The sequence below is a fragment of the Gordonia sp. SGD-V-85 genome (assembly GCF_001456905.1).
GTDB lineage: Bacteria > Actinomycetota > Actinomycetes > Mycobacteriales > Mycobacteriaceae > Gordonia > Gordonia hongkongensis.
The window spans coordinates 182552-206093 of the sequence record NZ_LNQO01000008.1; the positions used below are offsets into that span (position 1 = coordinate 182552).

Below are 23542 nucleotides of genomic sequence, written 5' to 3' on the forward strand. Positions count from 1 at the left end.
GGTGTGGCGGTGGTCGCGGCGTCAAGCGGTCTCGATCTGCACCTGCGTGCCGGGGCTGGTCGGCGCACTCAGCGGCACGGTGACGGTCAGGATGCCCTCGGAGTACGTCGCTTTCACGCCGTCTTCCACATATCCCTTGGGCAACGACACGGCCCGGGAGAACTCACCGTAGGCGAATTCGGAGTGACCGTTGTGGGAGGACCGCTCGGTGCGTTGCGCGGCGATCGTGAGGACCCCATCGAGGATGGTCACCGTGACGTCCTTGTCCGGATCGACTCCGGGTAGCTCAGCACGGACAACGTACTGCTCGGCGGACGATTCTTCCTCCACCCGGATCAGATGCCCGTTGGGACGGAGCATTCCGACAGCGGGGAACGTGGAGAACAGCTCTGCGATGTCCGGCAGAAACGAGTATGACGCATGATGAGTGGTGGGTGTGGACATGGTGGCCCTCCGGTTGGCGAGACGAATCTGACACGACAATCGCACCGCCTCGCCGACGCTGTGAGGAGGGTCGAAAGCCACCCGGTTCCAAGCCGGTCGGCCCTATCGACGCCTCTCGTCATCGCTTCTACTGGTGGTCGAACCTCCGAGAGGGGAGCGGGACCATGACGACAACCTCGTGGGTCGTGATCGCCTGCGTGACAGTGGTGATCGTGATCGTCGCGATCACCGCGGTCCGGATCGTGTCGGAGTATCAACGCGGAGTCGTGCTGCGCTTCGGCAAACTGGCGGGCACCCGTGATCCGGGTCTACGTGTGATCATCCCCCTCGCCGACCGAATGATCAGGGTGTCGATGCGTGTCGTCACCATGCCGATCCAATCGCAGGGAATCATCACCCGCGACAACGTGAGTGTGGACATCTCGGCGGTGGCCTACTACCGAGTGGTCGACCCGGTGAAGGCGGTGGTGGAGGTCGAGGACGTCCATGCGGCGATCAACCAGATCGCCCAGACCACCCTGCGCAAGGTGGTCGGCCGACATTCGCTCGACGATGCACTGGCGCATACCGACACCATCAATGACGACATCCGGCGAATCCTCGAGATGACCGTGCAGGAATGGGGCGTCGAGGTCCGTCTGGTCGAGCTCAAGGACATCCAGCTACCCGGGGGGATGCAACGCGCGATGGCACGCGAGGCGGAGGCAGAGCGCGAGAAGCGCGCGAAGATCATCGCAGCGGAAGGCGAAGCCGTCGCTGCGCATCAACTCTCCACCGCAGCGAAGACCATGGCCGACCACCCGATCGCATTACAGCTTCGCAGCCTGCAGACCCTGATCGAGATCGGGGTCGAGAAGAACACGACAGTGGTGTTTCCGGCACCGTTGATGTCCTCGCTCGCCGATCTCGACGCGTTTCTATCCCGTGAGATGCGCGCGCATTCACACCCGAGCATCGGCGGAGACGGTGCGGACGTGACTGGCGCGGTGGACCGCGCGGCTGTCCCCGCTGCACGCACCCGTGGGTCGGAGTCAGCACCGTGCACACTGTGATCGCGTTCGACAGTGCCCACGGTGCCACCGAGGGTGTGGCGCAACGAATTGCCGGAGGTTTGCGCGCCGGCGGGGACTCGGTGGAGCTCTGGCCGCTTCGCGGTGACCATACGCCTGACCGGGCAGAGCGCCTGGTCGTCGGCAGCGCGATTCACAATGGCCAATGGCTGCCCGCCGCCGAGCATCTCGCCGATTCGCTGGCCGAGGCCGCGCCCGCGCCGGTGTGGGCGTTCTCGGTCTCGTCCATCGGTGCGACATCGACATTCCTGTCACCTCTGGTCGCACGGTGGTTGCGTCCTCGGACACCGGTTCCACGTGCGGTTGCGGCCATGGAGCACACGGGCGCGTTGCGTGGCCACCGCGCCTTCGCCGGCGCCATATCCCCGGGTGACTGGCCCGGTCTGGGACGAGTTGTCTTCCGCCTCATGGGTGGCCGATACGGCGATGCCCGGGACTGGGACGACATCGACCGATGGACCGAACAAATCCTCGCCGACCGAAGGTCTGCCCAGTCAGATGACGGCCACTGAGTGAGTGTGCGCTTGCGACCTCTCAGAAGACCGGACCTTGTCATACCGTCGGCCGCCACCACTCGCGCCCGCCCGCTTCGGTGTGCACACCCGACAAGAGGCTGCCTCGGGTGCTGTCGTCGATGACGTGGTAGCGGATCGAATCCCGTTCACTGACCGCCATGAGTGGCCACCACAGGACGTTGACATAGTCGACCGAGCTGTCGTATCCGTCCCACTCGTACACACCGCGATAGACGTTGTTTCCGTCGGCGGTCATCCACAGTTTCGAAACGAATCCGTCGAACCCTGCGAACAGGACGGTGTTGCATACACTTTCCACGCGAAAGAATCTGTGTGCCAGACTGTTGCCGCCCACCGCCCGTAGCCGGAAGCCGACGATGAGGTTCACCGGCTCGGTAATCGGGTCGTCGTCGCGGACGGTTTCGCGGTACACCACGGCCTCGGTTCCGTCGGCAAAGCTGATGACCCGGCCGAGGTCACCGAGCGGTTGGTGCAGGCGTCGTTGCCACAGCGAGCGCGCCACATCGAGGGCGCACTGCGCGAGCATGATCAATGCGCGCGGCCAGGGCACGGGTTCTGGTACGGGCATGTGTCACGGTCCTTTCCGAGCGGAGATCTCTGGCCTCTGTCGGTCACAGGCCGGTCGGATATGTCTCCGGGTGCTGGCTGTCGTCCCAGGAGCCCAGCGGTTCGAGTGGTCGTAGCGCCCGCGTCTGATCAAGATGGATGTACGCGTCGAATTGTTCGGGGACGCGCACGTGAAAGTAGTGGCTCTGGCGTTCCGTGTCGGGCAGATAGACCACGCCGATCGCGCGAGCCAGGCGAATCGAGTCGACCGCCTCGGCTGCTCCGGCCGACTGCGACGACAGGAAGAACGATCGCATGGGCGCCCGATGGAAGACTTCTTCGATGCTTCCGGGGAGGGCGGGGAGGGTCGTCATGCGTCGTGGAGTTCCTCCCCATTCATCGGCGGCCGTGACGGTTCCCTGGTAAGTCGAGAATCCCAGGATCCGGCAGCGTTGTCCGTACTTCTCGCGAACCAGTTGTCCCAGAGTCAGCTGGCCATCGGCCCCGACTTCGGTAGCCCGCGCGTCCCCCACGTGCGAGTTGTGTGCCCATACCACGATCTTCGCTGGAACCGCCGATCTCGTCGTCAGGTGCTCGGCGAGTGCTTCCAGAGTCTCTGCCATGTGGCGGTCACGGATGTTCCATGACGTGACCCGACTGCGGAACATGTTGCGGTAGTACGACTCTGCACCTCGCACCGCGAAGGCGTTTCGTCGAGCGCAGAACAGTTCGTCCTGAGCCGCCGTGCCGTCGCTGCGAATTCGATCCAAGGTCGCGGCGTACATGTCGACCAGCTGGGTGACGACCTGGCGCTCGCACGATTGGCCCGCGCCGAACGCGGCGGCGTAACCGTAGGCCTGCCCATCTGCGGCCGTGGAGTGGTCGAAACATGCGTACCGAGCCCGAGCGCGCCGTGCTGCCTCGCGATCGACAGTGTCCAGGTATGCGGTCACGTCCTGCATGGAGCGGTGCAGACTGTAGAGGTCGAGCCCGTAGAAGCCGACGCGTTCGTCACCCTCGGGCCGGCCGGCGTTGTATCGGTGCAGCCAGTCGAGGAAATCTCGCACGACGGTGTTTCGCCACATCCAGGCCGGGAACCGATCAAACCCTAAAAGTGCCTCGTCGGCAGAGCCATCCGATCCCTCGCCGTGAAGCCATCGGTTCACCCGGTGGGCGTCCGGCCAGTCCGCCTCCGCAGCCACGGCCTTGAAGCCCTTGTTCTCGATGAGTCACTGAGTGATGCGGGCGCGGGACTCGTAGAACTCTTCGGTGCCGTGGGAGCTCTCACCTATCAGCACGAATCGGGCGTCCCCCACGAAGTCGTCGAGTACGGCATCCGGCGGGACGCCGTCGGTGCACTCGACTGCCGATCGAGTGACGACGACCGCAAGAGTCTGTTCATCCGGAAGTTGCGTCGGCGGCGAGGTGGTGGATGTGGACAGCAGAGTTCGGACCTCGTCGTCGGTGACCTGAGGGAAGGCCCGGTACGACTGGCCTACCGCCGCGAACGGGGTCGGCATGGATGCGCACACGACTTCGTCAACCGACTCGGCGAGCTCACGACAGGTCGATTCGGGGGCGACCGGAACCGCGATGACCACCGCAGAAGGCTCTCGTTCCCGGAGGGCACTGACCGCCGCCCGCATACTGGCCCCGGTCGCGAGCCCGTCGTCGACGAGGATGACCGTCGTGCCGGCGATCTCCACCGGCGCGCGAACACCCCGGTACCGGCTCTCTCGATCTTCGAGGGTGCGGGTCTCCCGTTCGATCACCCGTCGCAACTGTTCGTGAGTGACTCGACCTGCCCTCACCACGTCGTCGTTGAGGACGATGCGCCCGCCGGAAGCGATTGCGCCGAAGGCGAACTCCTCGTGGCCTGGCAGTCCGAGCTTGCGAACCACGAACACATCCAACGGTAGTCGCAGAGCCGATGCCACCTCGAACGCGACCGGAACCCCGCCACGCGCCAATGCGAGGACGACGACGTCGTCGTGATCGTGGAATCCGGACAAGAGTTCGGCGAGGACCCGTCCGGCCTCGCGACGGTCGCGAACAACTGGGGTATCGTCATCGGCGAGTTCATCGCGGGATTCCCTTCACGTACCGAACGACGTCGGTGACGGTTTGCAAAGTGGCATAGTCGTTCTCGGGCACTTCGATCTCGAGCCGCTTCTTGATGCCCGTCAAGAAGCTCAGCCAGTCGACCGAGTCCAGTTCGGCGATTTCGCGTATCGGCTCATCGACCGAGATGCTCTCCCTGGACAGTTCTGGTGCTACCGCGAGCAGAGCGTCCACGACCGCCGTGGTGATCGTCTCGTCGTCCATGAGTGCTCCTCAAAGCTCGTTTGGTTGTTGCAGCAGTTCTCGGACGGCGCAGAGAAATCGTGCGCCCTGGCGCCCGTCGCTGGCTCGATGGTCGGCCGACAGTGACGTGTTGACGAGCGGCACAGGGCGCATCTCGCCGTCGATCACCCAGGGTCGATAGGTCATCGTTCCGGTGCCGACCAGCGCGACCTGCGGCGGATAGATCGCGCCGAACACGGTCTCGACGCCGTTGTCGCCGAGATTGGTCACGGTTATCGTCGAGTCCGTGAATTCCGAGCTGCGAAGTCGGCCGCTACGGGCACGGGCCACCAGATCGATCAGGTCGGCCTGCAGGGCGTCGAGTGATTTGTCCGTCACGTCGTGAATGGCAGGGGCGATCAATCCGCCTCGCCGCAAGGCGATCGCCACACCCACGTGAACGCGTGCTTGCGGTGTGAAATCGTCGTCGCGCCAGAATCCGTTCATCTCCGGGTACCTCTGCGCGGCCAGTGCCACCGCCTTGAGGAAGAGAACCGCGGAGAGGATCCGTTCCTCCACGGGACGTCGGGCTTTGCGTTCGGACAACCATCTCGTCGCCGCTTCCATCGGGATCGTCTCGGCGAGGTAGTAGTGCGGGATCTCTCGTTTGGAACGACTCATCGCGGCCGCGATCGTCCGGCGCATGTCACTCGCGCGTCTGTCGGGCTCATCCGGGCGACAATGCTCGACGTCGTCGAGAGTGATCGCGCCATCAGGTCCGGTTCCCCGGACACGACCGGGATCGACGGCGAGTTCTCGCGCGCGACGGGCGGCTGCGGGGGAGATGCGCACTCGGCTCCGCACGCCCGGGCCGGTGTAGGGGCCTACCGGCTTCGTGGACGCCGCCGGAGCCCGGGGCGCGGCCCGGTCGACGGAGATGCCCGAGCCATCTCCGGGGCGGGCTCTGGCTGGGCGGGCTCTGGTTGGGCATGGATGGCCGCCTCCGGCGACGTCGCTTCGCCGGGACGGGGTTGCGCCGCGTCGCATGCCGCCTCACCCGGTTCATAGAAGGTTGCCATCACCGTGCCGACCGGGATGGTCTCGCCTAGGTGGCGCTGCGCAGTACCTCTCCGGTCGCTTCGCCTTCGGCGTCCCTGACCCGGGCGAGGAATCGCATGAGCGTGCCGCCCATCGGCATCGAGAGGGTCACCGCCAGACTGGCCGGGGCCGAGGCGCCACCGGCGTCCTCGATGTCGATCGACGCCGTCTCGCGATGCGGATCGTCTGCTCGTCGACTCGCGTCATCATTCGGTGCCGCCAAGACGCGTCCTCAACAACGGGACGCGACCCGCATCGGCACACTGCCCGCAAGGACGTCGGTGACGACGGGTCCTGGAACCGGGAGGTAATGCAGGATCGTCAACGACGTACCGAAGGCAGTACCGACAGTGTCCTTCATCGAATCGTCCCTCCTAGTTGCGAGATCACGGTCGTGGGCGGGTGCGGGAGCCGAGCTCGTGACGCACGGACATGCCGAGTCCGATCAGGACGGCTCCGACGCCGACGCAGGCGGCCTGCAACGGATTGAGCGTGCGGATCACGGCGAGTTGCACGCCGATCCATCCGATCAACCATCCTCCGGCAAAGATCGAGATCATCGCCGTGTCGGAGCGTTGATTGTTATGTAAAAGCCAGGCTGCGACCGTCATCGGGAGTCCGACCAGTAGCGCCAACCCGATCCCGGCCAGCACCGGACTGTGCCAGGGAAGGCGCGCATTGACCGTCGGCCCGAAGTCGGTGCCACCCCCGGCCAGTCCCACCGCCCCCGCGTAGGCCAGCAGCGCGGTGAGTGCGGTGAAAAAGACAGCGAGCGATCGTTTCCAGCCGATGCGACGATCCATCGAAGAGGTCGTGGCCATCGGCATGTCCGTTCGTGGTGCGTGGTCTGCTCCAATGTCCATCATCGATGTCGACAGACACGGCGAGGAGGGGCGAAGGTCACCTATGTCTGAAGTCGTGACCGTGCCGCCGTCCGGGGCACACGGTGCGACCCTCGAGGGTCGTGGTTAGGGACTTTGGACTCGGGCGTCTCAACTGCGCATGGGTTCAACTGGACTTGGTGACGTGCGCGCGCCAATCCTCGTCGCACTCTGTCACGGTTCCGGACCGAGTCACACCGGCTCTTCGCCGACGACAAGCAGGCTCGACGTCATCTCCGTGCGACGCTCCAGCACAGAAGGAGGCCCACATGGCTCTCAGTTCGACAGTCTCACCGGCATCCGGCCGCCGCCGGTTCGGCTATCTGGCCACTCTGGTCGTCGACGGCGCCCTCCTCGGGTTGCTGGTGCGATGGCCGGGCTGGGATACGGTCCCGTTCCTCACCGAGGAAACAGGCGATGTGCTCGGCTGGCTTATTGCGGCACTGGTAGCGGGAATCGTCGTCAACGCGGTGTACCTCATCGCCGACCCGCCGCCGCTGAAAGCCATCGGCGAAGTGGTCTCCGATGCGATCACCCTCGTGGCCCTGATCCGTCTCTGGCAGGTCTTCCCGTTCGACTTCGCCGATGAGTCCACCGTGCCGTGGACGACGCTCACGCGCACGGTGCTCATCGTGGCCATCGCGGGCACCGTGCTCGCCCTGGTGGTGACAGTCGTCCGCTTCGTTCGTCACGCACTCGTCGATCGCTCGACAACAGAACCTACGAGTGCGTCCGATCGGTGAGTGTGCGGCGTGGCTGACAGTGTCTCGGCGGAGCAGGTGATCGCGTATCGGTTGTCCGCGCACGGGTTGGCAAATCGTCTGGGAGACAATGGTATTGTCGCGGGCAGTGCACGATGCGGCATCCAGAACAGCCCACCAGGATCTGCGCTTCTGTCGCTGCACGCGAGGGTGCACGGCGTGACGGCAAACATGGTCGCAGCGGCTGTGGAGGACCGAATACTGCTGCAAACCTGGGCGATGCGAGGCGCACCGTACTTCATCCCCACCCGGGACGTGACGGTGTTCACCACTGGTGTGCTACCCGCCAGCGACGACGCACTGCGCCACTTCGTCAGCGGCGCCCAACAGTTGCTCGATGAGCTCGGCATGACAATTACCGACGCCGTCGAGCTGTGTGGTGTCGAAATCTGCGACGTCCTAGGGCGGGGGTGTCAGATGGTCTGTGTAAGTCCAGTGCTCATCAGTGAGAGGACAATCTATGAGCATGGCGTTAGACGACATGAATCGCGCCGGGTTTGAATCGGGAATCGGGTCCATACGGGTGTTTTCCAGTCGGCGTTTACACCGACGGAGACGAAGCGAAACAGGGAAGGGTGATTACCTGTCGGTCGGAGAGGCAAAAGACTGAGGCGGGGAGATCGGGTGTCATGCGTCTGCCATGCGTCATCTGTGCATGGCAAGGACGAGAACCCGGAAACCACCTTTGAACATGTGAGCTACGTGCCCCCGGTCAGACTCGAACTGACACTGGACGGGTTTTGAATCCGTTGCCTCTGCCAATTGGGCTACGGGGGCCAGTGCGCGGGTTGCCCGCGCCGGGAACCAACTCTAGATGATCGGCCGAGCGGCCTGCCAACCGGTACTCTGCGTGCACACAGACGTGGCGTCAGCGACGTGGAGGAGGGGATGGTGACGGTGACCGACAGTGCGACGACCGCAGCCGGTGAGACCACGACAACACACCGCGTGCTGGTGGCCGAGGACGATTCCTTGATCCGGATGGACCTGATCGAGATGCTCCGCGAAGAGGGGTACGAGGTCGTCGGGGAAGCGCCGAACGGGCAGGTCGCGGTGGAACTGACCGAGTCGCTGTCGCCCGACCTCGTCATCATGGACATCAAGATGCCGGTGCGCGACGGTATCGATGCCGCGACCGAGATCGCCGAGAAGCGACTCGCCCCGGTCGTCATGCTGACCGCGTTCAGCCAGCGCGACTTCATCGACAAGGCGCGCGACGCCGGCGCCATGGCCTATCTCGTCAAGCCGTTCACGAAGGCCGATCTGGTGCCGGCCATCGAGGTGGCGGTGAGTCGCTACCAGGAGCTCAAACAGCTCGAGCGCGAGGTCGCGACCATGAACGAGCGGCTGGAGACCCGCAAGCTCGTGGAGCGGGCCAAGGGCCTGCTGATGGAGAAGCAGGCTCTGTCCGAACCAGAGGCCTTCAAATGGATACAGCGCGCGGCCATGGACCGCCGGACCACCATGAAAGCCGTTGCGCAGGTTGTCGTCGAGACGCTCGGCAGCGACTGATCCAGAACCCCTGGACGACGCAATGCCTCTGCGCGCAAACCAGTTTCACTGTCTTTACGCAGCCGCAACAAGATCGCGCTAGCTTTTCTCCTGCGAGGCGCGGTTCGCCCTTCGGCGATGCGCCGCCTTCGTGACAAACGCCGAACGCACCGGCCGACCGCCGAACGCAGAGGCCAGACGCAAGGAGAGCATCGATGTCCGTACGCTTTTTGAGGAGCGGGGCAGTGGTCGTGACCGCGGCGGCGACGCTGGTGATCGCGGGCTGTAGCAGTTCAGATTCGGGTTCCGACGGCGGTTCCGAGGCGTCGTCGAGTGCCGCCGTCGAGTCGACCCCCGCACCTCCGGGCCTCGGCCTCGCGCAGAAGCTGGCGTGCAACCCGCCCAAGGCTGTCCCCGGCCCGGCGAGCACGGCCGCACTCAAGGTCGGCACCCTGCTTCCGGCGACCGGTTCCCTGGCCTTCCTCGGACCGCCCATGGAGGCGGGCGTGGAGCTCGCGATCAAGGACATCAATGCCGCCGGCGGGGTTCTCGATCAACCCGTCGAGCTGGTCACCGGTGACTCCGGAGACACCACGACAGACACGGCCAACGCCACCGTCGACCGCGAACTCAGCGCCGGAACGCAGGTGATCATCGGTGCCGCGTCGTCCTCGGTGTCGTTGAAGGTGATCGACAAGGTCGCCAACGCGGGTGCGGTCATGTTCTCGCCCGCCAACACCTCCGACGAATTCACCTGCTACGAGGACAAGGGGCAGTACTTCCGCACCGCACCGGCGGATACCCTCCAGGCGCAGGCGCTCTCGCAGACGATGGCCGAGGACGGCGTGCAGCGCGTGTCGATCCTCGCGCTCAACGACCCGTACGGAACCGGACTGGCCGACAACACCGTTCGCGATCTCGAGGCCGCGGGTGTCCCGGCCGACCAGATCCAGAAGATCATCTACGACCCGAACGCCCAGTCGTTCAACGCCGAGGTCGATCAGGTGAAGAACTTCAACCCGGACGGCATCGCGGTCATCGGTTTCGAGGAGAGCGCCAAGATCATCACCCGTATGCACGAGGTGGGCATCGGCCCGAGCGACGGCAAGCTCGTCTACGGTGTCGACGGCAACATGGGCAACGCCCTCGGTGAGGCTGTCGGTCCGGGCCTGCTCGCAGGTATGAAGGGCACCACGCCGCTCACCCAGACCAGCGGTGACTTCCAGGCGGCCCTGAAGGAGGTCGACGGCGATCTCATCGACTTCAACTACTCGGGTGAGAGTTACGACGCCACGGTGCTGAGTGCTCTCGCGGCCACCGCGGCCAAGTCGACCGACGGCCGCGCGATCGCGGCAAACATCATCGGGGTGACCAACGGCGAGGAGAACTGCGACTCCTACCAGGCCTGCCTGGACCTGCTGAACGGTGGCAAGACGATCGCCTACGTCGGCAAGACCGGCAACCTGGCGTTCAACGCAGCCGGTGAGCCGAGTGTCGGCTCGTACGGTGTGTTGGAGTTCGACGACGCCAACAAGCTGCTCACCCCGACGCGCAAGTACGTCTCGGTCGCGGCGCAGTAAGACCCGCACACGACGAGACCCCCGGCTTCGGCCGGGGGTCTCGTCGTCGGTGCGGTCGGCGGGGGGAAGTGCCGTCGGGACGGGCCTATGACCTCAGTTCTTCTCGGAGCTGCCCGCGAGCGTGCCGAGGTAGAGCTCGATGATCTTGGGGTCGGTGGCCAGGTTGCGGCCGGTGTCGGTGTAGGCGTTGCGGCCCTGGTCGAGGACATACCCGCGGTCGCAGATCTGCAGGCACCGCCGGGCGTTCTGCTCGACCATGATGATCGAGACGCCGGTGGCGTTGATCGCCTTGCAGCGGATGAACACCTCGTCCTGGAACATCGGGGACAGACCGGCCGACGGCTCGTCGAGTAGCAGTACCGCCGGGTCCATCATCAGCGCACGGCCCATCGCGACCATCTGCCGTTCGCCGCCGGACAGCGCACCTGCCTTGATCTTTCGCCGTTCCGAGAGCAGCGGGAAGAGTTCGGACACGAAGTCGAACCGCTTGGCGAAGGTCTTGGGCCGCAGATAGACGCCCATCTCGAGATTCTCCTCGATCGTCAACGCGGGGAACACATTCTGTGTCTGCGGGACGTAACCGACACCCTTGTCGACGAGAACATGGGCCTTGGCCGAGGTGATGTCGTCGCCACGGAGGGTCACCGAACCCTTGCGCACCGGGATCAGTCCGAACAGGGTCTTCAACAGCGTCGACTTCCCGGCACCGTTGGGGCCGATGATCCCGACGATCTCCCCGTCACCGAGGTAGAAGTTGCATTCCTCGAGGATGTTGATGCCGGGCAGGTAGCCGGCGGTGATGTCGTCGGCCCGCATCAGGGCGTTGCCGGCCAGCTTGCGGTGCTCCTCGGCGGTGGCCGCGAGTTGCGCGGGCGTCAGCTGTCCGGGACCGGGGTCGGTGCTCATCGTCCGTCCTTCTTCGTGTCCGGGGTCGTGGGGGGCAGTTCGGTGACCTCCGAGAGATCCCCGCCGTCCTCCAGCGTCGCCTCGATGGCCGCCTCGACCTTCTCGGCGAGTACGGCGGTGGCGCCCACCGGCCGACCCTGGTCGTCGAACTCGAGGGCCTGGTCGTGGTGCCCGCCGAGGTACGCGTCGACGACGGCGTCGTTGTCGCCCAACCGATCCGGGAGCGACTCGGCGATGATCTGACCCTGGGCCATCACGACGACCCAGTCGCTGATGTCGCGGATGACGTCCATGTCGTGTTCGACGAAGACGACCGTGACCCCTTCGTCCCGCAACGACTTGATGTGTTCGAGCAGACTCTGGGTGAGGGCCGGGTTGACACCGGCCATGGGCTCGTCGAGCATCACGATCTCGGGGTCGGTCATCAGCGCGCGCGCCATCTCCAGCAGCTTGCGTTGCCCGCCCGACAGGGAGCCGGCGAAATCGTCGGCCTTGGCGTCGAGCTTGAAGCGCCGGAGCAACTCGTGTGCGCGTTCGGTGACCTCGGCCTCCTGTCTGCGCCACACCCAGGGCGCGAGTGCGGCGAGGAAATGCTCGCCCCGCTGCCCGGTTGCGCCGAGCCGGACATTGTCCAGCACAGTCAGTTTCGCGAGAGCCTTCGTGAGCTGGAAGGTGCGCACCATGCCGCGGCGGGCCACCTGATGCGGAACCATCCGGCCCAGGGAGTCGCCGTTGAGCGACCACGTGCCGGAGTCGGGCTTGTCGAAGCCGGTGATCAGGTTGAAGAAGGTGGTCTTGCCCGCGCCGTTGGGGCCGATGAGGCCGGTGATGGCGCCGCGCTGCACCTCGAGATGATCGACCTGCACCGCCTTGATGCCGCCGAAAGTGCGGGAGATGTTGTCCACCACGATGATCGGATCGGGTTTGGGCGAACCCGACTCGGCGGCAACGCCGGCGAACAGCTGGGCACGCTCCGCGGCCGACAACGCGGTGAGGTCCCGGCGCGTCGCCCGGATGGCCGCAGTACCCGTGTAGGCGGAGTCGTCAGGCATCGAGCTGCACCTCCCTCTTGTTCCCGAGCAGGCCCTGCGGTCTGAACACCATCATCAGGATGATCGCCAGACCGAGCAGAACGTAGCGGAATGCGCCGACCTGCTGCGCGGACAGATTCAACAGCGGGTCGTCGCCGGACGTGGCCTGCCGCAGCAGTGCGTCGGGCACGGCGAGGAGGAACCAGAACAGCATGGCACCGAGCACCGGGCCGAACACCGTCGCCGCCCCGCCGAGGATCAGCGCGCCGTAGGCGAAGAAGGTCTGTGCGGTCGAATAGAAGTCGGGATTGATCGACTGCGTTGCAAAGGCATTGAAGACACCCGCGAGGCCGCCGATGCAACCGCCGAGTACCAGGGCCTGCATCTTGTAGAAGTACGCGTTCTTACCCAGCGAGCGGGCGGCGTCCTCGTCCTCGCGTACCGCCTTGAGGACGCGGCCCCACGGACTGCGGACGAGCAGGTACACCATCACACACAGCAGGCCGACGACGATCCAGCCGACCACCATCGACCACAGGTCGCCGCCGAGGAACTTGACCCCGAGGAACGAGTACTGCTTGCCGTTGTCGAACGGGCTGATGGAGAAGAAGCTGCCCGCGTATCCGTAGATGCCGTTGGTGGAGCGGGTGAAATCGTCGGTCGACGTCGAACGGAAGACCAGACGCAGGATCTCCGATGCGGCGATGGTGACGATTGCCAGGTAGTCCGCGCGCAGACGCAGGGTCGGGAGGCCGAGCACCACGGCCAGCATCCCGGCCGCGGCGATGCCGATGATGGCGCCGAGCCACAACGGCTGGTCGTAGTTCACCGCCATGATCCCGACGCCGTATCCGCCGAGCAGTGCGAAGGCGATCTGGCCGAAGTTGAGCAGGCCGGCGTAGCCGAAGTGCAGGTTCAGGCCGATGGCCAGCAGGGCGTAGAAGATCGCCGACGGGCCGATCAGCTGGGCGATCGCTATCTGGAGCGCTGAGATGATGTCCATGGGTCAGCCGATCCTCGCTCGAGATCCGAGAATGCCCTGGGGCCGGATGGTCAGGATGATGATCAGGATCAGCAGCCCGCCGATGTATTTCAGGTCCGGACTGAGGATGTAGGTCGACAACTGGACCAGCAGACCGACGATGACACACCCGAGCAGTGCGCCGTAGGCCGTGCCGAGACCGCCGAGTGTGATGCCGGCGAACATCAGCAGGAGCAGTTTGAAGCCCATCTCCCACTGCACCCGGCCGCCGAGCTCGGAGAGCGCGAACATCACGCCGCCGAGTGTGGCCAGACCGCCCGCCAGGGCCCACACGAACAAGATGACCCGGTCGACGTCGATACCCGACGACTCGGCGAGATCCTTGTTGTCGGCGACCGCTCGCATGGCCTTGCCGATCCTGGTGCGCTGCAACAGCAGTGCGACGCCGAGCAGGACCACGATGCTGATGATGATGCAGGCCAGGTTGACCGGTGTGATCGCGAAGGGGCCCGAGCCGATCTGGGTCTGCGCCTGATAGTCGTCGAACGGTTCGGCGCGATCGGAGAAGAAGATCAGGATCAGGTAGCGAAGCACCAGCGACAGGCCGATCGACACGACGAGCATGGCGATCAGCCCGGTTCGTCGTCTTCGCAACGGTCTCCACAGACCGAGCTCGTTGAGGATGCCGATACCGATACCGACGATCACCGCCAGGATCGTCGCCGGGATCAGCTGGACGCCGAGCTTGACGTTGATCACCCATGCGATCACCGCGCCGAGTGTCACCAACTCGCCGTGCGCGAAGTTCGTCAGTCCGGTCGTGCCGAAGATGAGGCTGAGACCGACGCCGGTGATCGCGATGATCAGGCCGAAGCGTATGCCGTCGATGGCCAGCCGTGTCAGTTCGGAGACTGCCGACACCTCGGTGCCGGTGCGGACATCGCCGAAGGAGAAGATGACCGGTCGCGCGGTGCCACCGCTGACGTCGACGGGCAGCTCCGCCTTCTGGACCTCGACGCCGTCGGGGAGTGAGTCGGTGTTGATGACGATCGTGTACTGGCCGGGTGGCACGTTGATGGACCACGCACCCGTGGCCGACGAGGTCGCGGTGCCGACAACGGTTCCGGATGCGTCCTTGGCCTCGAGTTCGACGCCGGCGACCTTGTCCGTACCGTTGCGCAGCACGCCGAAGACGCGGACCGAGTCGCCGGGCGCGGCCGCGGCCGGGGAGGCGCCGAACAGCCCGAACAGCATCGACGCGGCGAGAAACACCAGCATCGCGATCGCCGACCGGCGCATCGGTGGAAGGTGGCCAGACGGATGGCTCTCGCGATCGGGACGGTCGTCGAGAGCGCATCGTGGCGGCGTCTGCGGCGCGGTGCCGGCGCGTTGCGATGTCACCCTGCGGGACATTAGCGCCAGCGTCGTCACCACGTGGCGACAACGACGTTTCCCGGAGGTAACTTCTCCTCGACGCTGCCCAGTCGGGAAGTCGCGATGTGCTGTCGGAGACCCGATCCGGGTCGTACGCTGGTCCGATGGTCCCGGTCAGCGTGTCCACCACCACAGACGTCGAACTCGCCGCTTCGTTGCTGGCACAGGCCTTCGCCGACGACCCGGTGACGGTCTGGATGCAGCCCGACACGGCGCGGCATCTCATCATGTTCCGCACCCTGCTCAAGTACAGCCACGGCCCGAATTCGACGCTCGATCTCGCGATGCGTGACGGGCAACCGGTCGGTGCCGCCGCCTGGGATCCCCCGGGCCACAAGGTCTCGGCCCTGTCGCAGATGGTGTCGATGGTCGGCTTCTTCCGGGCGATGGGCTCGCGGATGAGCCGCGGGATGAAGCTCGAGGAGGAGTTCGGCAAACGACGTCCCAAGGAGCCGCACTGGTACCTCGGTCAGATCGGGGCGCCGGTGCACGGGGTCGGGGTGGGCACGTCTCTCCTGGGGCATCGACTCGAGCAGATCGACGGACCCGCCTACCTCGAGTGCTCGAACGTCCGCAACGTGCCGCTCTACGAGCGTTTCGGGTTCAGCGTGACCGAGGAGTTCGAACTGCCGCTCGACGGCCCCAAGGTGTGGTCCATGTACCGGCCCCTCCCGTGAGAGGCCGAGTGTGAGGAGTCCGGCAGGCTGTGTCGGGGGCGGTCACTAGACTCGGCGATTGTGAGTCCAGCGCAGAGTTCCCCGGCAACGACCCCAGCCAAGGCCACCGGATCGACGGGCAAGGCGGCACCCGGCGCCAAGGGCAAGACCAAGCAGCCGGTGTTGATGCTGCTCGACGGGCACTCCCTGGCGTACCGGGCGTTCTTCGCGCTCCCGGCGGAGAACTTCAAAACCCATTCGGGGCAGACGACCAACGCCGTCTACGGCTTCACCTCGATGCTGATCAACCTGCTGCGCGATGAGGAGCCCACGCACATCGCCGCGGCCTTCGACGTCTCACGCAAGACGTTCCGGTCAGAGATGTATCCGGAGTACAAGGCGCAGCGGTCCAAGTCCCCGGACGAGTTCAACGGCCAGGTCGATCTCACCAAAGAGGTCCTGGACGCGCTGGGTGTCTCGGTGTTGGCCATCGAGGGTTACGAGGCCGACGACATCATCGCGACCCTGGCGACCCGGGCGCGTGAGGACGGATACAAGGTCCTGATCGTCACCGGTGACCGCGACTCGCTGCAGCTCGTCGACGCCTCCACCACGGTGCTCTATCCGCGCAAGGGTGTCTCGGACCTCACGCGGTTCACGCCCGAGGAGGTCGAGAAGAAGTACGGTCTCACCCCCACCCAGTACCCCGACTACGCCGCGCTGCGCGGTGACCCCAGCGACAACCTGCCGGGTATCCCCGGGGTCGGGGAGAAGACCGCCTCGAAGTGGATCCGCGAGTACGGGTCGCTCGCGGCCCTCGTCGATCACGTCGACGAGGTCAAGGGCAAGGTCGGCGACGCGTTACGCGCGCATCTGGCGTCGGTGCAGACCAACCGGCAGCTCACCGAGCTCGTCCGGGACATGCAGCTGCCGACGTCTCCCGACGACCTGGCCATGGTGGGGTGGGACCGGGACCGTATCCACCAGCTGTTCGACGACCTGGAATTCCGGGTGTTGCGGGACCGTCTCTTCTCGACGTTGAGTTCTGTCGAACCCGAGGCGGAAGCAGGTTTCGATCTCGACGGTGCGGTCCTGGGTGCCGGTGAGGTCGCCGGATGGCTGACCGAACATGCGCGCACCGGTCGCGTCGGTCTCGCCGTCACCGCCCCGCATGTCGTGGTCGGCGCGGACCCGACCGGGGTGGCGATCGCGGCCGCCGACGGGACGTCGGCGTATGTCGACGTGACCGCGCTGAATCCCGAAGACGAGGCGGCACTGGGGGATTGGTTCGCCGACCCGACCGCGCCGAAGGCGGTTCACGAGGCGAAGTGGGCCGTACACGCACTGCGCTCACGCGGCTGGAAACTCGACGGTGTCACCAGCGACACCTCGCTCGCCGCCTACCTGGTCCGACCGGGACAACGGACGTTCAACCTCGACGACCTCGCGCTGCGCTACCTGCGTCGTGAACTGCGCGCCGACGGCGGCCCGGGCGACGGCCAGATGTCGTTGCTCGACGACGATTCGGACGGGCGGGTGGCCGAACAGCACATGCTCGAGGCGCGGGCGGTCCAGGAACTCGCCGACACGCTCGACACGGAACTGGACCGGATCGACTCCAAACCGCTGCTCACCGAGATGGAACTGCCGCTGTCGTTCGTGCTCGCCGATGCCGAGGCCGCGGGCATCGCCGTCGACGTCGACCATTTCGGTGCCCTCGAGCGGATGTTCGCCGACCGGATCCGCGCCGCGGCCGAGGCGGCCTACGAGGTCATCGGAGAACAGATCAACCTCGGTTCGCCGAAGCAGTTGCAGACCATTCTCTTCGACAAGCTGGACATGCCGAAGACGAAGAAGACCAAGACCGGCTACACCACCGACGCCGACGCGTTGCAGTCGTTGTACGAGAAGACCGAGCATCCCTTTCTCGCACACCTCCTCGAGCACCGCGACGCGACGCGGCTGAAGGTCACTGTCGACGGGCTGCTGAAGTCGGTCGCGGACGACGGACGTATTCACACGACGTTCAATCAGACGATCGCCGCGACGGGACGCCTCTCGTCCACCGAACCGAATCTGCAGAACATCCCGGTGCGTACCGAGGCGGGCCGCGAGATCAGGCGGGGCTTCATCGTCGGCGCCGACACCGCGACCGGTGTGCCCTACGACTGCCTCATGACCGCCGACTACAGCCAGATCGAGATGCGGATCATGGCCCACCTGTCGGAGGACGCCGGCCTCATCGAGGCCTTCAACACCGGGGAAGACCTCCACAACTTCGTCGGGTCACGGGCCTTCGGGGTGCCGATCGACGAGGTCACCACCGAGATGCGCCACCGGGTGAAGGCCATGTCGTACGGACTCGCTTACGGGCTCAGCGCATTCGGGCTCGCCGCCCAGCTCAAGATCAGCCGCGACGAGGCCAAGGAGCAGATGGAGGCGTACTTCGCGCGGTTCGGCGGGGTGCGCGATTATCTGCACGACGTGGTCGCCGAGGCCCGCCGAAACGAGTACACCGCAACACTGTTCGGTCGCCGGCGGTATCTGCCCGATCTGAACAGCGACAACTGGCAGCGCCGGCAGTCCGCGGAACGGATGGCGCTCAACGCTCCCATCCAGGGCACCGCCGCCGACATCATCAAGGTCGCGATGATCAACGTCCACAAGCGCCTCGCGGCTGAAGGGCTCACGTCGCGAACACTTCTCCAGGTCCACGACGAACTCGTGATCGAGGTCGCCTCGGGTGAGCGGGAGGCCGTCGAGGCCGTTGTGCGCGAAGAGATGGGCAATGCCATCACCTTGTCCGTCCCGCTGGAGGTGTCGGTCGGGTTCGGCCGCTCCTGGGACGACGCAGCTCACTGATGGGTGACCGGGACAGAGAGTTCGGAGTCCTCGTCGGGGACGGGATCGGACCCGAGATCGTGCCGGCGGCGGTGACGATCGCCGAGGCAGCCGCTCGTGCGGAGGCGATCGAGATCAGTTGGCAGCACTTACCTTTCGGGCTGTCTGCGATCACGTCGCACGGAGATCCGGTGCCCGCGGAGACGCTGACGGCCCTCGACGAGCTCGGCTTCTGGATCGTCGGTCCCCACGACTCGGCGGCGTACCCGCCGGATCATGGGGACCGCACGCCGGGAGCGGTCCTGCGAACCCGGTACGACCTGTTCGCCAATCTCCGTCCCGCCCAGGCATTTCCGGGTGTTCCGGCGCTCCGGTCGGACATGGATGTCCTGATCGTGCGGGAGAATTCCGAGGGCTTCTACGCCGATCGCAACATGGCGGTCGGCAGTGGCGAATTCATGCCGACACCCGACGTGGCACTGGCGGTCGGGCTCGTCACACGCGCGGCGTCGGAGCGAATCGCGCGAGTCGCATGCGCCGCCGCGATCGAGCGTGCGGGTTCCGACCGGCAGCCGCGGTTGACCATCGTGCACAAGGCGAACGTCCTGCGCATGACCACCGGCCTGTTCCGGGATGCATGTCGCGACATCGCCGCCGGGTTCCCCGAGATCGAGGTGTCCGAGCAACACGTCGATGCCATGGCGGCCCTGCTGGTTCGGCGTCCCGCGGACTTCGACGTCCTCGTCACCGAGAACCTCTTCGGCGACGTCCTGTCCGACCTCGCCGGCGAGCTCGCCGGTTCGCTGGGCATCGCCGGTTCGGTCAACAGCTCGGAGTCCCGCGTGATGGCGCAGGCGTCGCACGGTGCCGCACCCGACATCGCCGGGCGCGGCATCGCGAACCCGGTCGCGATGATCGCCTCTGTGGCAATGGGTTTTCAGAGGTACGGGCAGATGACCGACGACGCGGCCCTCGTCGCGGCCGGTGCCCGGATCGACTCGGCGGTTGCCGAGACGCTCGCGCACACCGCGACCCGCGACCTGGGCGGCGAGGCGAGCACCGCCGAGTTCGCCGACGCGGTGGTCCGGCGGATCGTCGAGCGGTGAGCTCTGCGAGCGGACTACGAAAGAACTCGTTGTGCTCGGAGGGAGGCCGATTACTGCTCCCTGAGGTGCGAGGAGCGCAAGCGACGACCCCCGTTGCTCCCTGAGGTGCGAGGAGCGCAAGCGACGAGCCGCGAAGGGTCCCGCAACCCGTCTCACCAGGACCCTTCGTGACGCAGCCTCCGCAAGCTCCGGCCGCTCCTCAGGGAGCAGGTGGTGACGCAGCCTCCGCAAGCTCCGGCCGCTCCTCAGGGAGCAGGTGGTGAGGCGCTCGCTACACGCGTGAACGGTGGGTGGCGAGCCGGGGTGCGGCGGGCGAACTACAGTGAGTTGGTGCGATCGGCCGGACGAAGGGTAGTGGTGTGACGCGGGTGGCTCGTTGGCTCGGCGTCCTGCTCGCCGTCCTGGTCGTCGTGACCGGATGCGTGGACAACGAAGCGCGGGAGCGCGCCGGTCAGGTCGTCCCGATCGACGTCGACGTCGAGGCCGTGCCGGAGATCGCGGCGCTGGTCCCACCGGAGATCGCGCGCACCGGACGCCTGATCGTCGGGGTCAACATCCCGTACCAGCCGAATGAGTTCAAGGACGCGTCGGGAAAGATCATCGGCTATGACGTCGACCTGATGAACGCCGTCGGCAAGGTGCTCGGACTCGTACCCGATTACAAGGAGTCCCAGTTCGACACCATCATCCCCTCGGTGCAGGCCGGGACCTACCAGCTGGGGATGTCGTCGTTCACCGACACCATCGAGCGCGAGAAGCAGGTCGACTTCGTGACCTACTACAGCGCGGGCGTGCAGTGGGCGCAGGCGAGCGACAACGACGACGAGATCGACCCCGACAACGCCTGCGGCCTCCGAGTCGCGGTGCAGACAACCACCTACGAGGACACCGACGAGGTTCCCGCCAAGAGCGCGGCGTGCGTCGCTGCGGGCAAACCGGCGATCGACAAGGTCCGGTTCGACAGCCAGGACGAGGCCGTCAACGCACTGATCCTGGGCCGGGTGGACGCGATGTCGGCCGACTCACCGGTCACGGCCTATGCGATCAAACGCACCGACGACCGTCTGAAGCCCGCCGGTGGGGTCTTCGATTCCGCGCCGTACGGGTGGCCGGTGCGGAAGGGTTCACCGCTCGCGCCCGCACTGCAGCGGGCCGTGCAGTACCTGATGGACAACGGACAGTACGAAGAGATCGCGGCCAACTGGGGCCTCGAGGAGGGCATGATCGATGTCTCCGTCATCAACGGCGCGGTGAGCTGACATGACGTCACCGCACAGCACCGCCGCGTCACCGCCGGGCGAACCCGAACCGATCGAGGCGGTTCCGCTCCGTCGTCCCGGACAGTGGGTCGCGGCGGTGATCATCGTCGTGTTGGGCGCACTGTTCATCTACGGTGCCGCCACCAACGAGGCCTACAGCTGGGGCACGTACGGCAACTATCTCTTCGACTCGCGCATCCTGTCGGGGGTCGGTTACACCCTCGCTTTGACCCTGCTGTCGATGGCCATCGCCATCGTGCTCGGCGTCGTCCTCGCGATCATGCGGTTGAGCCCGAACCCGGTGTTGCGCGGCACATCGTGGGTGTATCTGTGGATCTTCCGCGGCACCCCCGTGTATGTGCAGCTGGTCTTCTGGGGCCTGTTCCCGGCGATCTACAAGCAGATCGACCTCGGCATACCGTTCGTGCACCAGTTCGTGTCGCTCGACATCCAGACGCTCAACGCCGCGTTCCTCTTCGCGGTCATCGGACTCGGCCTGAACGAGGCCGCGTACATGGCCGAGATCGTCCGCGCCGGTGTGTCCTCGGTCGGTGAGGGACAGACCGAGGCGTCGGTGGCACTGGGTATGTCGTGGGCGCAGACCATGCGACGAACGGTGCTGCCCCAGGCCATGCGGGTGATCATCCCGCCCACCGGCAACGAGCTGATCAGCATGCTCAAGACCACGAGCCTGGTGGCGGCGGTGCCGCTCACCCTCGACCTCTACGGACGACAGCGGGACATCTCGGGCGTGATCTTCGAGCCGATCCCGCTGCTTCTCGTCGCGTCCACGTGGTACCTCGTCATCACCAGCGTCCTGATGGTGGGCCAGTACTACGTGGAGCGCTACTACGCGAAGGGCGCGACCCGACAGCTCACGGCGCGGCAACTCAAGACGATGGCCGACGGCGCGGCCACGGCGCCCGGCGGCGCCGCCGGGCCGGCAGGGGGAGAGAAGGCATGAGTCCCGCAGAAGACACGGCCGCACCGGCCGCAGGCGGATCGCCGCCGCCGATGGTGGTGGCCGACCGGGTCTGCAAGAGCTTCGGTTCGGTCCAGGTCCTCAAGGGGATCTCGCTGGAGGTGGCGCGCGGCGAGGTGCTGTGTCTCATCGGTCCGTCGGGATCGGGGAAGTCCACATTTCTTCGCTGTGTGAACCACCTCGAAGTCGTCAACGCCGGCCGGCTCTACGTCGACGGCGATCTGATCGGCTACCGGGAACGCAACGGCAAGCTCCACGAGATGAGTGCCAAGGACGCGGCGACCCAGCGACGCGACATCGGCATGGTTTTCCAGCATTTCAATCTGTTCCCGCACCGCACGGCCCTCGAGAACGTGATCGAGGCGCCGATGCAGGTGAAGCGTCAGTCACGTTCGGAGGCGGTCGACAAAGCCCGCTATCTACTGGACCGGGTCGGCCTGTCCGACCGGTCCGACGCCTATCCGGCCCAGCTGTCGGGTGGCCAGCAGCAGCGTGTCGCCATCGCGCGTGCGCTCGCGATGGACCCCAAACTCATGTTGTTCGACGAACCCACCTCGGCGCTCGACCCCGAACTCGTCGGCGATGTCCTGAAGGTGATGCGTGAGCTGGCTGCGTCGGGCATGACCATGCTGGTCGTCACGCACGAGATGGGTTTCGCCCGGGAGGTCGCCGACCAGCTCGTGTTCATGGACGGCGGCGTCGTCGTGGAGAAGGGGAACCCTCGTCAGGTCCTCGCCGATCCGAGAGAACAGCGCACTCGGGAGTTCTTGTCGAAGCTGCTGTGAGCGCCGCTAGTCGGCCTTGTGGCTGCAGAAGATGGCTGTTCCCGGAAAGTAGCTGCCGCGCAACGGGCTCCATTGCCCCCAGGTGCGGTCGAAACCGTCCGGCCACTCGGGTTCGATGATGTCGTCGAGAATGAATCCGGCGGCCCGGAGTTCGCGAACACGGTCGCCGATGGTGCGGTGGTGTTCGACGTAGGTCAACGTTCCGTCGGCATCGGTCTCGGTGTACGGCGTGCGGTTGAAATAGGGAATGCGTACGGTCAGGCCCTCCGGCCCGGGATCGTCGAGGAACATCCAGCGCATCGGGTGATTGACGGCGAAAACCCAACGCCCCCCGGGTTTCAGGACCCGTGCGACCTCGCTCATGACGCCGGCCGAGTCGGCGACGAACGGTACCGCGCCGAAGGCCGAACACGCGGCGTCGAACGACGCGGACGCGAAGGGCAGGGTCTCGGCGGTCGCCTGGACGAGCGGGACCCGCACCCCTTCGGCGGCCATCGCGTCGAGTCCGATGCCCAGCATCCGGCGCGACAGGTCGACGCCCACTGCGCGCGCGCCGTGCGCGGCCAGCCACCGGGCGCAGGGCGCCGAACCGCAGCCGATCTCGAGGATGTCCTGGTCTTCGATGTCCCCCAACAGCCGTACATCGGCCTCGCGTAAACCCTCCGGACACCACACGAAATCCCCGCCCGCGGCATGGGCACCGAGAAAGTCGCCGTGCTCGACGTGGTAGTTCTCCGCGTCGTGATCCCACCACCACCGGCTGGCACGGTCACTGGTCGCCGAGTCCACGTCGCCGAGGACCCTCGGGGGGCGGCTCGACCCCGGGCCGTTCGATGTCGTTTGTTCGGATTCCGCCTGGTTGGGGGACAT

24 protein-coding genes, 1 tRNA gene and 1 pseudogene are annotated in these 23542 nt (G+C 65.9%); 12 read left to right on the forward strand and 14 right to left on the reverse strand.

Annotated features, from left to right (window positions below; genetic code table 11):
* Positions 1-21: 21 nt before the first annotated feature.
* Complete coding sequence (locus AS181_RS12030; RefSeq protein WP_058251829.1) at positions 22-444, reverse strand: Hsp20/alpha crystallin family protein; 423 nt, start codon at positions 442-444, stop codon at positions 22-24.
* A 164-nt stretch (positions 445-608) separates the two neighbouring features.
* Between AS181_RS12030 and AS181_RS12035 the strand changes: the two genes are divergently transcribed.
* Together AS181_RS12035 and AS181_RS12040 are read left to right on the forward strand one after the other, a co-directional pair.
* On the forward strand, positions 609-1496 hold the full coding sequence (locus tag AS181_RS12035; RefSeq protein WP_058251830.1) for a slipin family protein: 888 nt from the start codon (positions 609-611) through the stop codon (positions 1494-1496).
* Complete coding sequence (locus AS181_RS12040; RefSeq protein WP_231742374.1) at positions 1493-2026, forward strand: flavodoxin domain-containing protein; 534 nt, start codon at positions 1493-1495, stop codon at positions 2024-2026. Before AS181_RS12035 ends, AS181_RS12040 begins: the two co-directional genes overlap by 4 nt.
* 40 nt (positions 2027-2066) lie before the next feature.
* Here the strand turns inward: AS181_RS12040 and AS181_RS12045 are convergent, their stop codons facing one another.
* From AS181_RS12045 to AS181_RS12070, 7 genes and pseudogenes are all read right to left on the reverse strand, one after another.
* Complete coding sequence (locus tag AS181_RS12045; RefSeq protein ID WP_058251832.1) at positions 2067-2618, reverse strand: hypothetical protein; 552 nt, start codon at positions 2616-2618, stop codon at positions 2067-2069.
* A gap of 43 nt (positions 2619-2661) precedes the next feature.
* A pseudogene (locus tag AS181_RS12050) lies at positions 2662-4647 on the reverse strand (erythromycin esterase family protein); the annotation flags it as partial.
* A gap of 28 nt (positions 4648-4675) precedes the next feature.
* On the reverse strand, positions 4676-4921 hold the full coding sequence (locus AS181_RS12055) for an acyl carrier protein (protein WP_058251833.1): 246 nt from the start codon (positions 4919-4921) through the stop codon (positions 4676-4678).
* Between the two features lie 9 nt (positions 4922-4930).
* Positions 4931-5926 (reverse strand): dihydrolipoamide acetyltransferase family protein, encoded by a 996-nt coding sequence (locus AS181_RS12060; protein WP_091344348.1) that lies wholly within the window; start codon positions 5924-5926, stop codon positions 4931-4933.
* A gap of 58 nt (positions 5927-5984) precedes the next feature.
* Positions 5985-6200 carry a hypothetical protein gene (locus AS181_RS12065; protein WP_058251835.1) on the reverse strand — a complete coding sequence of 72 codons (216 nt, stop codon included), beginning with the start codon at positions 6198-6200 and terminating at the stop codon, positions 5985-5987.
* 9 nt (positions 6201-6209) lie between these two features.
* Complete coding sequence (locus AS181_RS25630) at positions 6210-6338, reverse strand: hypothetical protein (protein ID WP_269434032.1); 129 nt, start codon at positions 6336-6338, stop codon at positions 6210-6212.
* A gap of 25 nt (positions 6339-6363) precedes the next feature.
* The gene (locus AS181_RS12070; RefSeq protein ID WP_139114208.1) at positions 6364-6798 is read right to left on the reverse strand and encodes a hypothetical protein; all 435 of its coding nucleotides are present in this window, start codon (positions 6796-6798) and stop codon (positions 6364-6366) included.
* 329 nt (positions 6799-7127) lie between these two features.
* Here AS181_RS12070 and AS181_RS12075 point away from each other — a divergent pair, with 329 nt between their 5' ends.
* Both AS181_RS12075 and AS181_RS12080 read left to right on the forward strand, forming a co-directional pair.
* The gene (locus AS181_RS12075) at positions 7128-7601 is read left to right on the forward strand and encodes a hypothetical protein (protein WP_058251837.1); all 474 of its coding nucleotides are present in this window, start codon (positions 7128-7130) and stop codon (positions 7599-7601) included.
* A gap of 9 nt (positions 7602-7610) precedes the next feature.
* Positions 7611-8120 carry a DNA glycosylase AlkZ-like family protein gene (locus tag AS181_RS12080; protein WP_175404319.1) on the forward strand — a complete coding sequence of 170 codons (510 nt, stop codon included), beginning with the start codon at positions 7611-7613 and terminating at the stop codon, positions 8118-8120.
* Between the two features lie 202 nt (positions 8121-8322).
* Here the strand turns inward: AS181_RS12080 and AS181_RS12085 are convergent.
* A tRNA-Leu gene (locus tag AS181_RS12085) sits at positions 8323-8396 on the reverse strand.
* 111 nt (positions 8397-8507) lie between these two features.
* Between AS181_RS12085 and AS181_RS12090 the strand changes: the two genes are divergently transcribed.
* Together AS181_RS12090 and AS181_RS12095 are read left to right on the forward strand one after the other, a co-directional pair.
* A complete protein-coding gene (locus AS181_RS12090; protein ID WP_058251875.1) occupies positions 8508-9131 on the forward strand; it encodes an ANTAR domain-containing response regulator in 624 nt (207 codons plus the stop codon).
* A 194-nt stretch (positions 9132-9325) separates the two neighbouring features.
* Positions 9326-10690: an ABC transporter substrate-binding protein gene (locus AS181_RS12095; protein WP_058251839.1), complete on the forward strand. Its 1365-nt coding sequence runs from the start codon at positions 9326-9328 to the stop codon at positions 10688-10690.
* A gap of 93 nt (positions 10691-10783) precedes the next feature.
* Here AS181_RS12095 and AS181_RS12100 read toward each other — a convergent pair whose 3' ends face one another.
* Genes AS181_RS12100 through AS181_RS12115 form a run of 4 tightly spaced genes read right to left on the reverse strand, consistent with a single transcriptional unit; the run spans position 10784 to position 14887 of the window.
* Positions 10784-11596: an ABC transporter ATP-binding protein gene (locus AS181_RS12100; RefSeq protein WP_058251840.1), complete on the reverse strand. Its 813-nt coding sequence runs from the start codon at positions 11594-11596 to the stop codon at positions 10784-10786.
* Positions 11593-12648, reverse strand: coding sequence for an ABC transporter ATP-binding protein (locus AS181_RS12105; RefSeq protein ID WP_058251841.1), 1056 nt, complete (start codon positions 12646-12648; stop codon positions 11593-11595). The genes AS181_RS12100 and AS181_RS12105 overlap by 4 nt, the downstream gene beginning before the upstream one ends.
* Positions 12641-13630 (reverse strand): branched-chain amino acid ABC transporter permease, encoded by a 990-nt coding sequence (locus tag AS181_RS12110; protein ID WP_058251842.1) that lies wholly within the window; start codon positions 13628-13630, stop codon positions 12641-12643. Before AS181_RS12110 ends, AS181_RS12105 begins: the two co-directional genes overlap by 8 nt.
* A 3-nt stretch (positions 13631-13633) precedes the next feature.
* Positions 13634-14887 (reverse strand): branched-chain amino acid ABC transporter permease, encoded by a 1254-nt coding sequence (locus AS181_RS12115; protein WP_058251876.1) that lies wholly within the window; start codon positions 14885-14887, stop codon positions 13634-13636.
* Between the two features lie 260 nt (positions 14888-15147).
* Between AS181_RS12115 and AS181_RS12120 the strand changes: the two genes are divergently transcribed.
* The 6 genes from AS181_RS12120 to AS181_RS12145 all read left to right on the forward strand — a co-directional run bounded on the left by AS181_RS12120 (position 15148) and on the right by AS181_RS12145 (position 22672).
* Complete coding sequence (locus AS181_RS12120) at positions 15148-15720, forward strand: hypothetical protein (RefSeq protein WP_058251877.1); 573 nt, start codon at positions 15148-15150, stop codon at positions 15718-15720.
* Positions 15721-15780: 60 nt separating this feature from the next.
* Positions 15781-18561, forward strand: coding sequence for a DNA polymerase I (gene polA / locus AS181_RS12125; RefSeq protein WP_058251843.1), 2781 nt, complete (start codon positions 15781-15783; stop codon positions 18559-18561).
* Entirely contained in the window at positions 18561-19646 is a 1086-nt protein-coding gene (locus AS181_RS12130) for an isocitrate/isopropylmalate dehydrogenase family protein (protein ID WP_058251844.1), read from the forward strand. The genes polA and AS181_RS12130 overlap by 1 nt, the downstream gene beginning before the upstream one ends.
* Positions 19647-20005: 359 nt before the next feature.
* Positions 20006-20905 (forward strand): ABC transporter substrate-binding protein, encoded by a 900-nt coding sequence (locus tag AS181_RS12135; RefSeq protein WP_058251845.1) that lies wholly within the window; start codon positions 20006-20008, stop codon positions 20903-20905.
* Position 20906: 1 nt separating this feature from the next.
* Entirely contained in the window at positions 20907-21869 is a 963-nt protein-coding gene (locus AS181_RS12140) for an amino acid ABC transporter permease (RefSeq protein WP_058251846.1), read from the forward strand.
* The gene (locus AS181_RS12145; RefSeq protein ID WP_269434033.1) at positions 21866-22672 is read left to right on the forward strand and encodes an amino acid ABC transporter ATP-binding protein; all 807 of its coding nucleotides are present in this window, start codon (positions 21866-21868) and stop codon (positions 22670-22672) included. Before AS181_RS12140 ends, AS181_RS12145 begins: the two co-directional genes overlap by 4 nt.
* 6 nt (positions 22673-22678) lie before the next feature.
* On the opposite strand, the gene AS181_RS12150 is transcribed toward AS181_RS12145, so the two are convergent.
* Positions 22679-23542 carry a class I SAM-dependent methyltransferase gene (locus tag AS181_RS12150; RefSeq protein WP_058251848.1) on the reverse strand — a complete coding sequence of 288 codons (864 nt, stop codon included), beginning with the start codon at positions 23540-23542 and terminating at the stop codon, positions 22679-22681.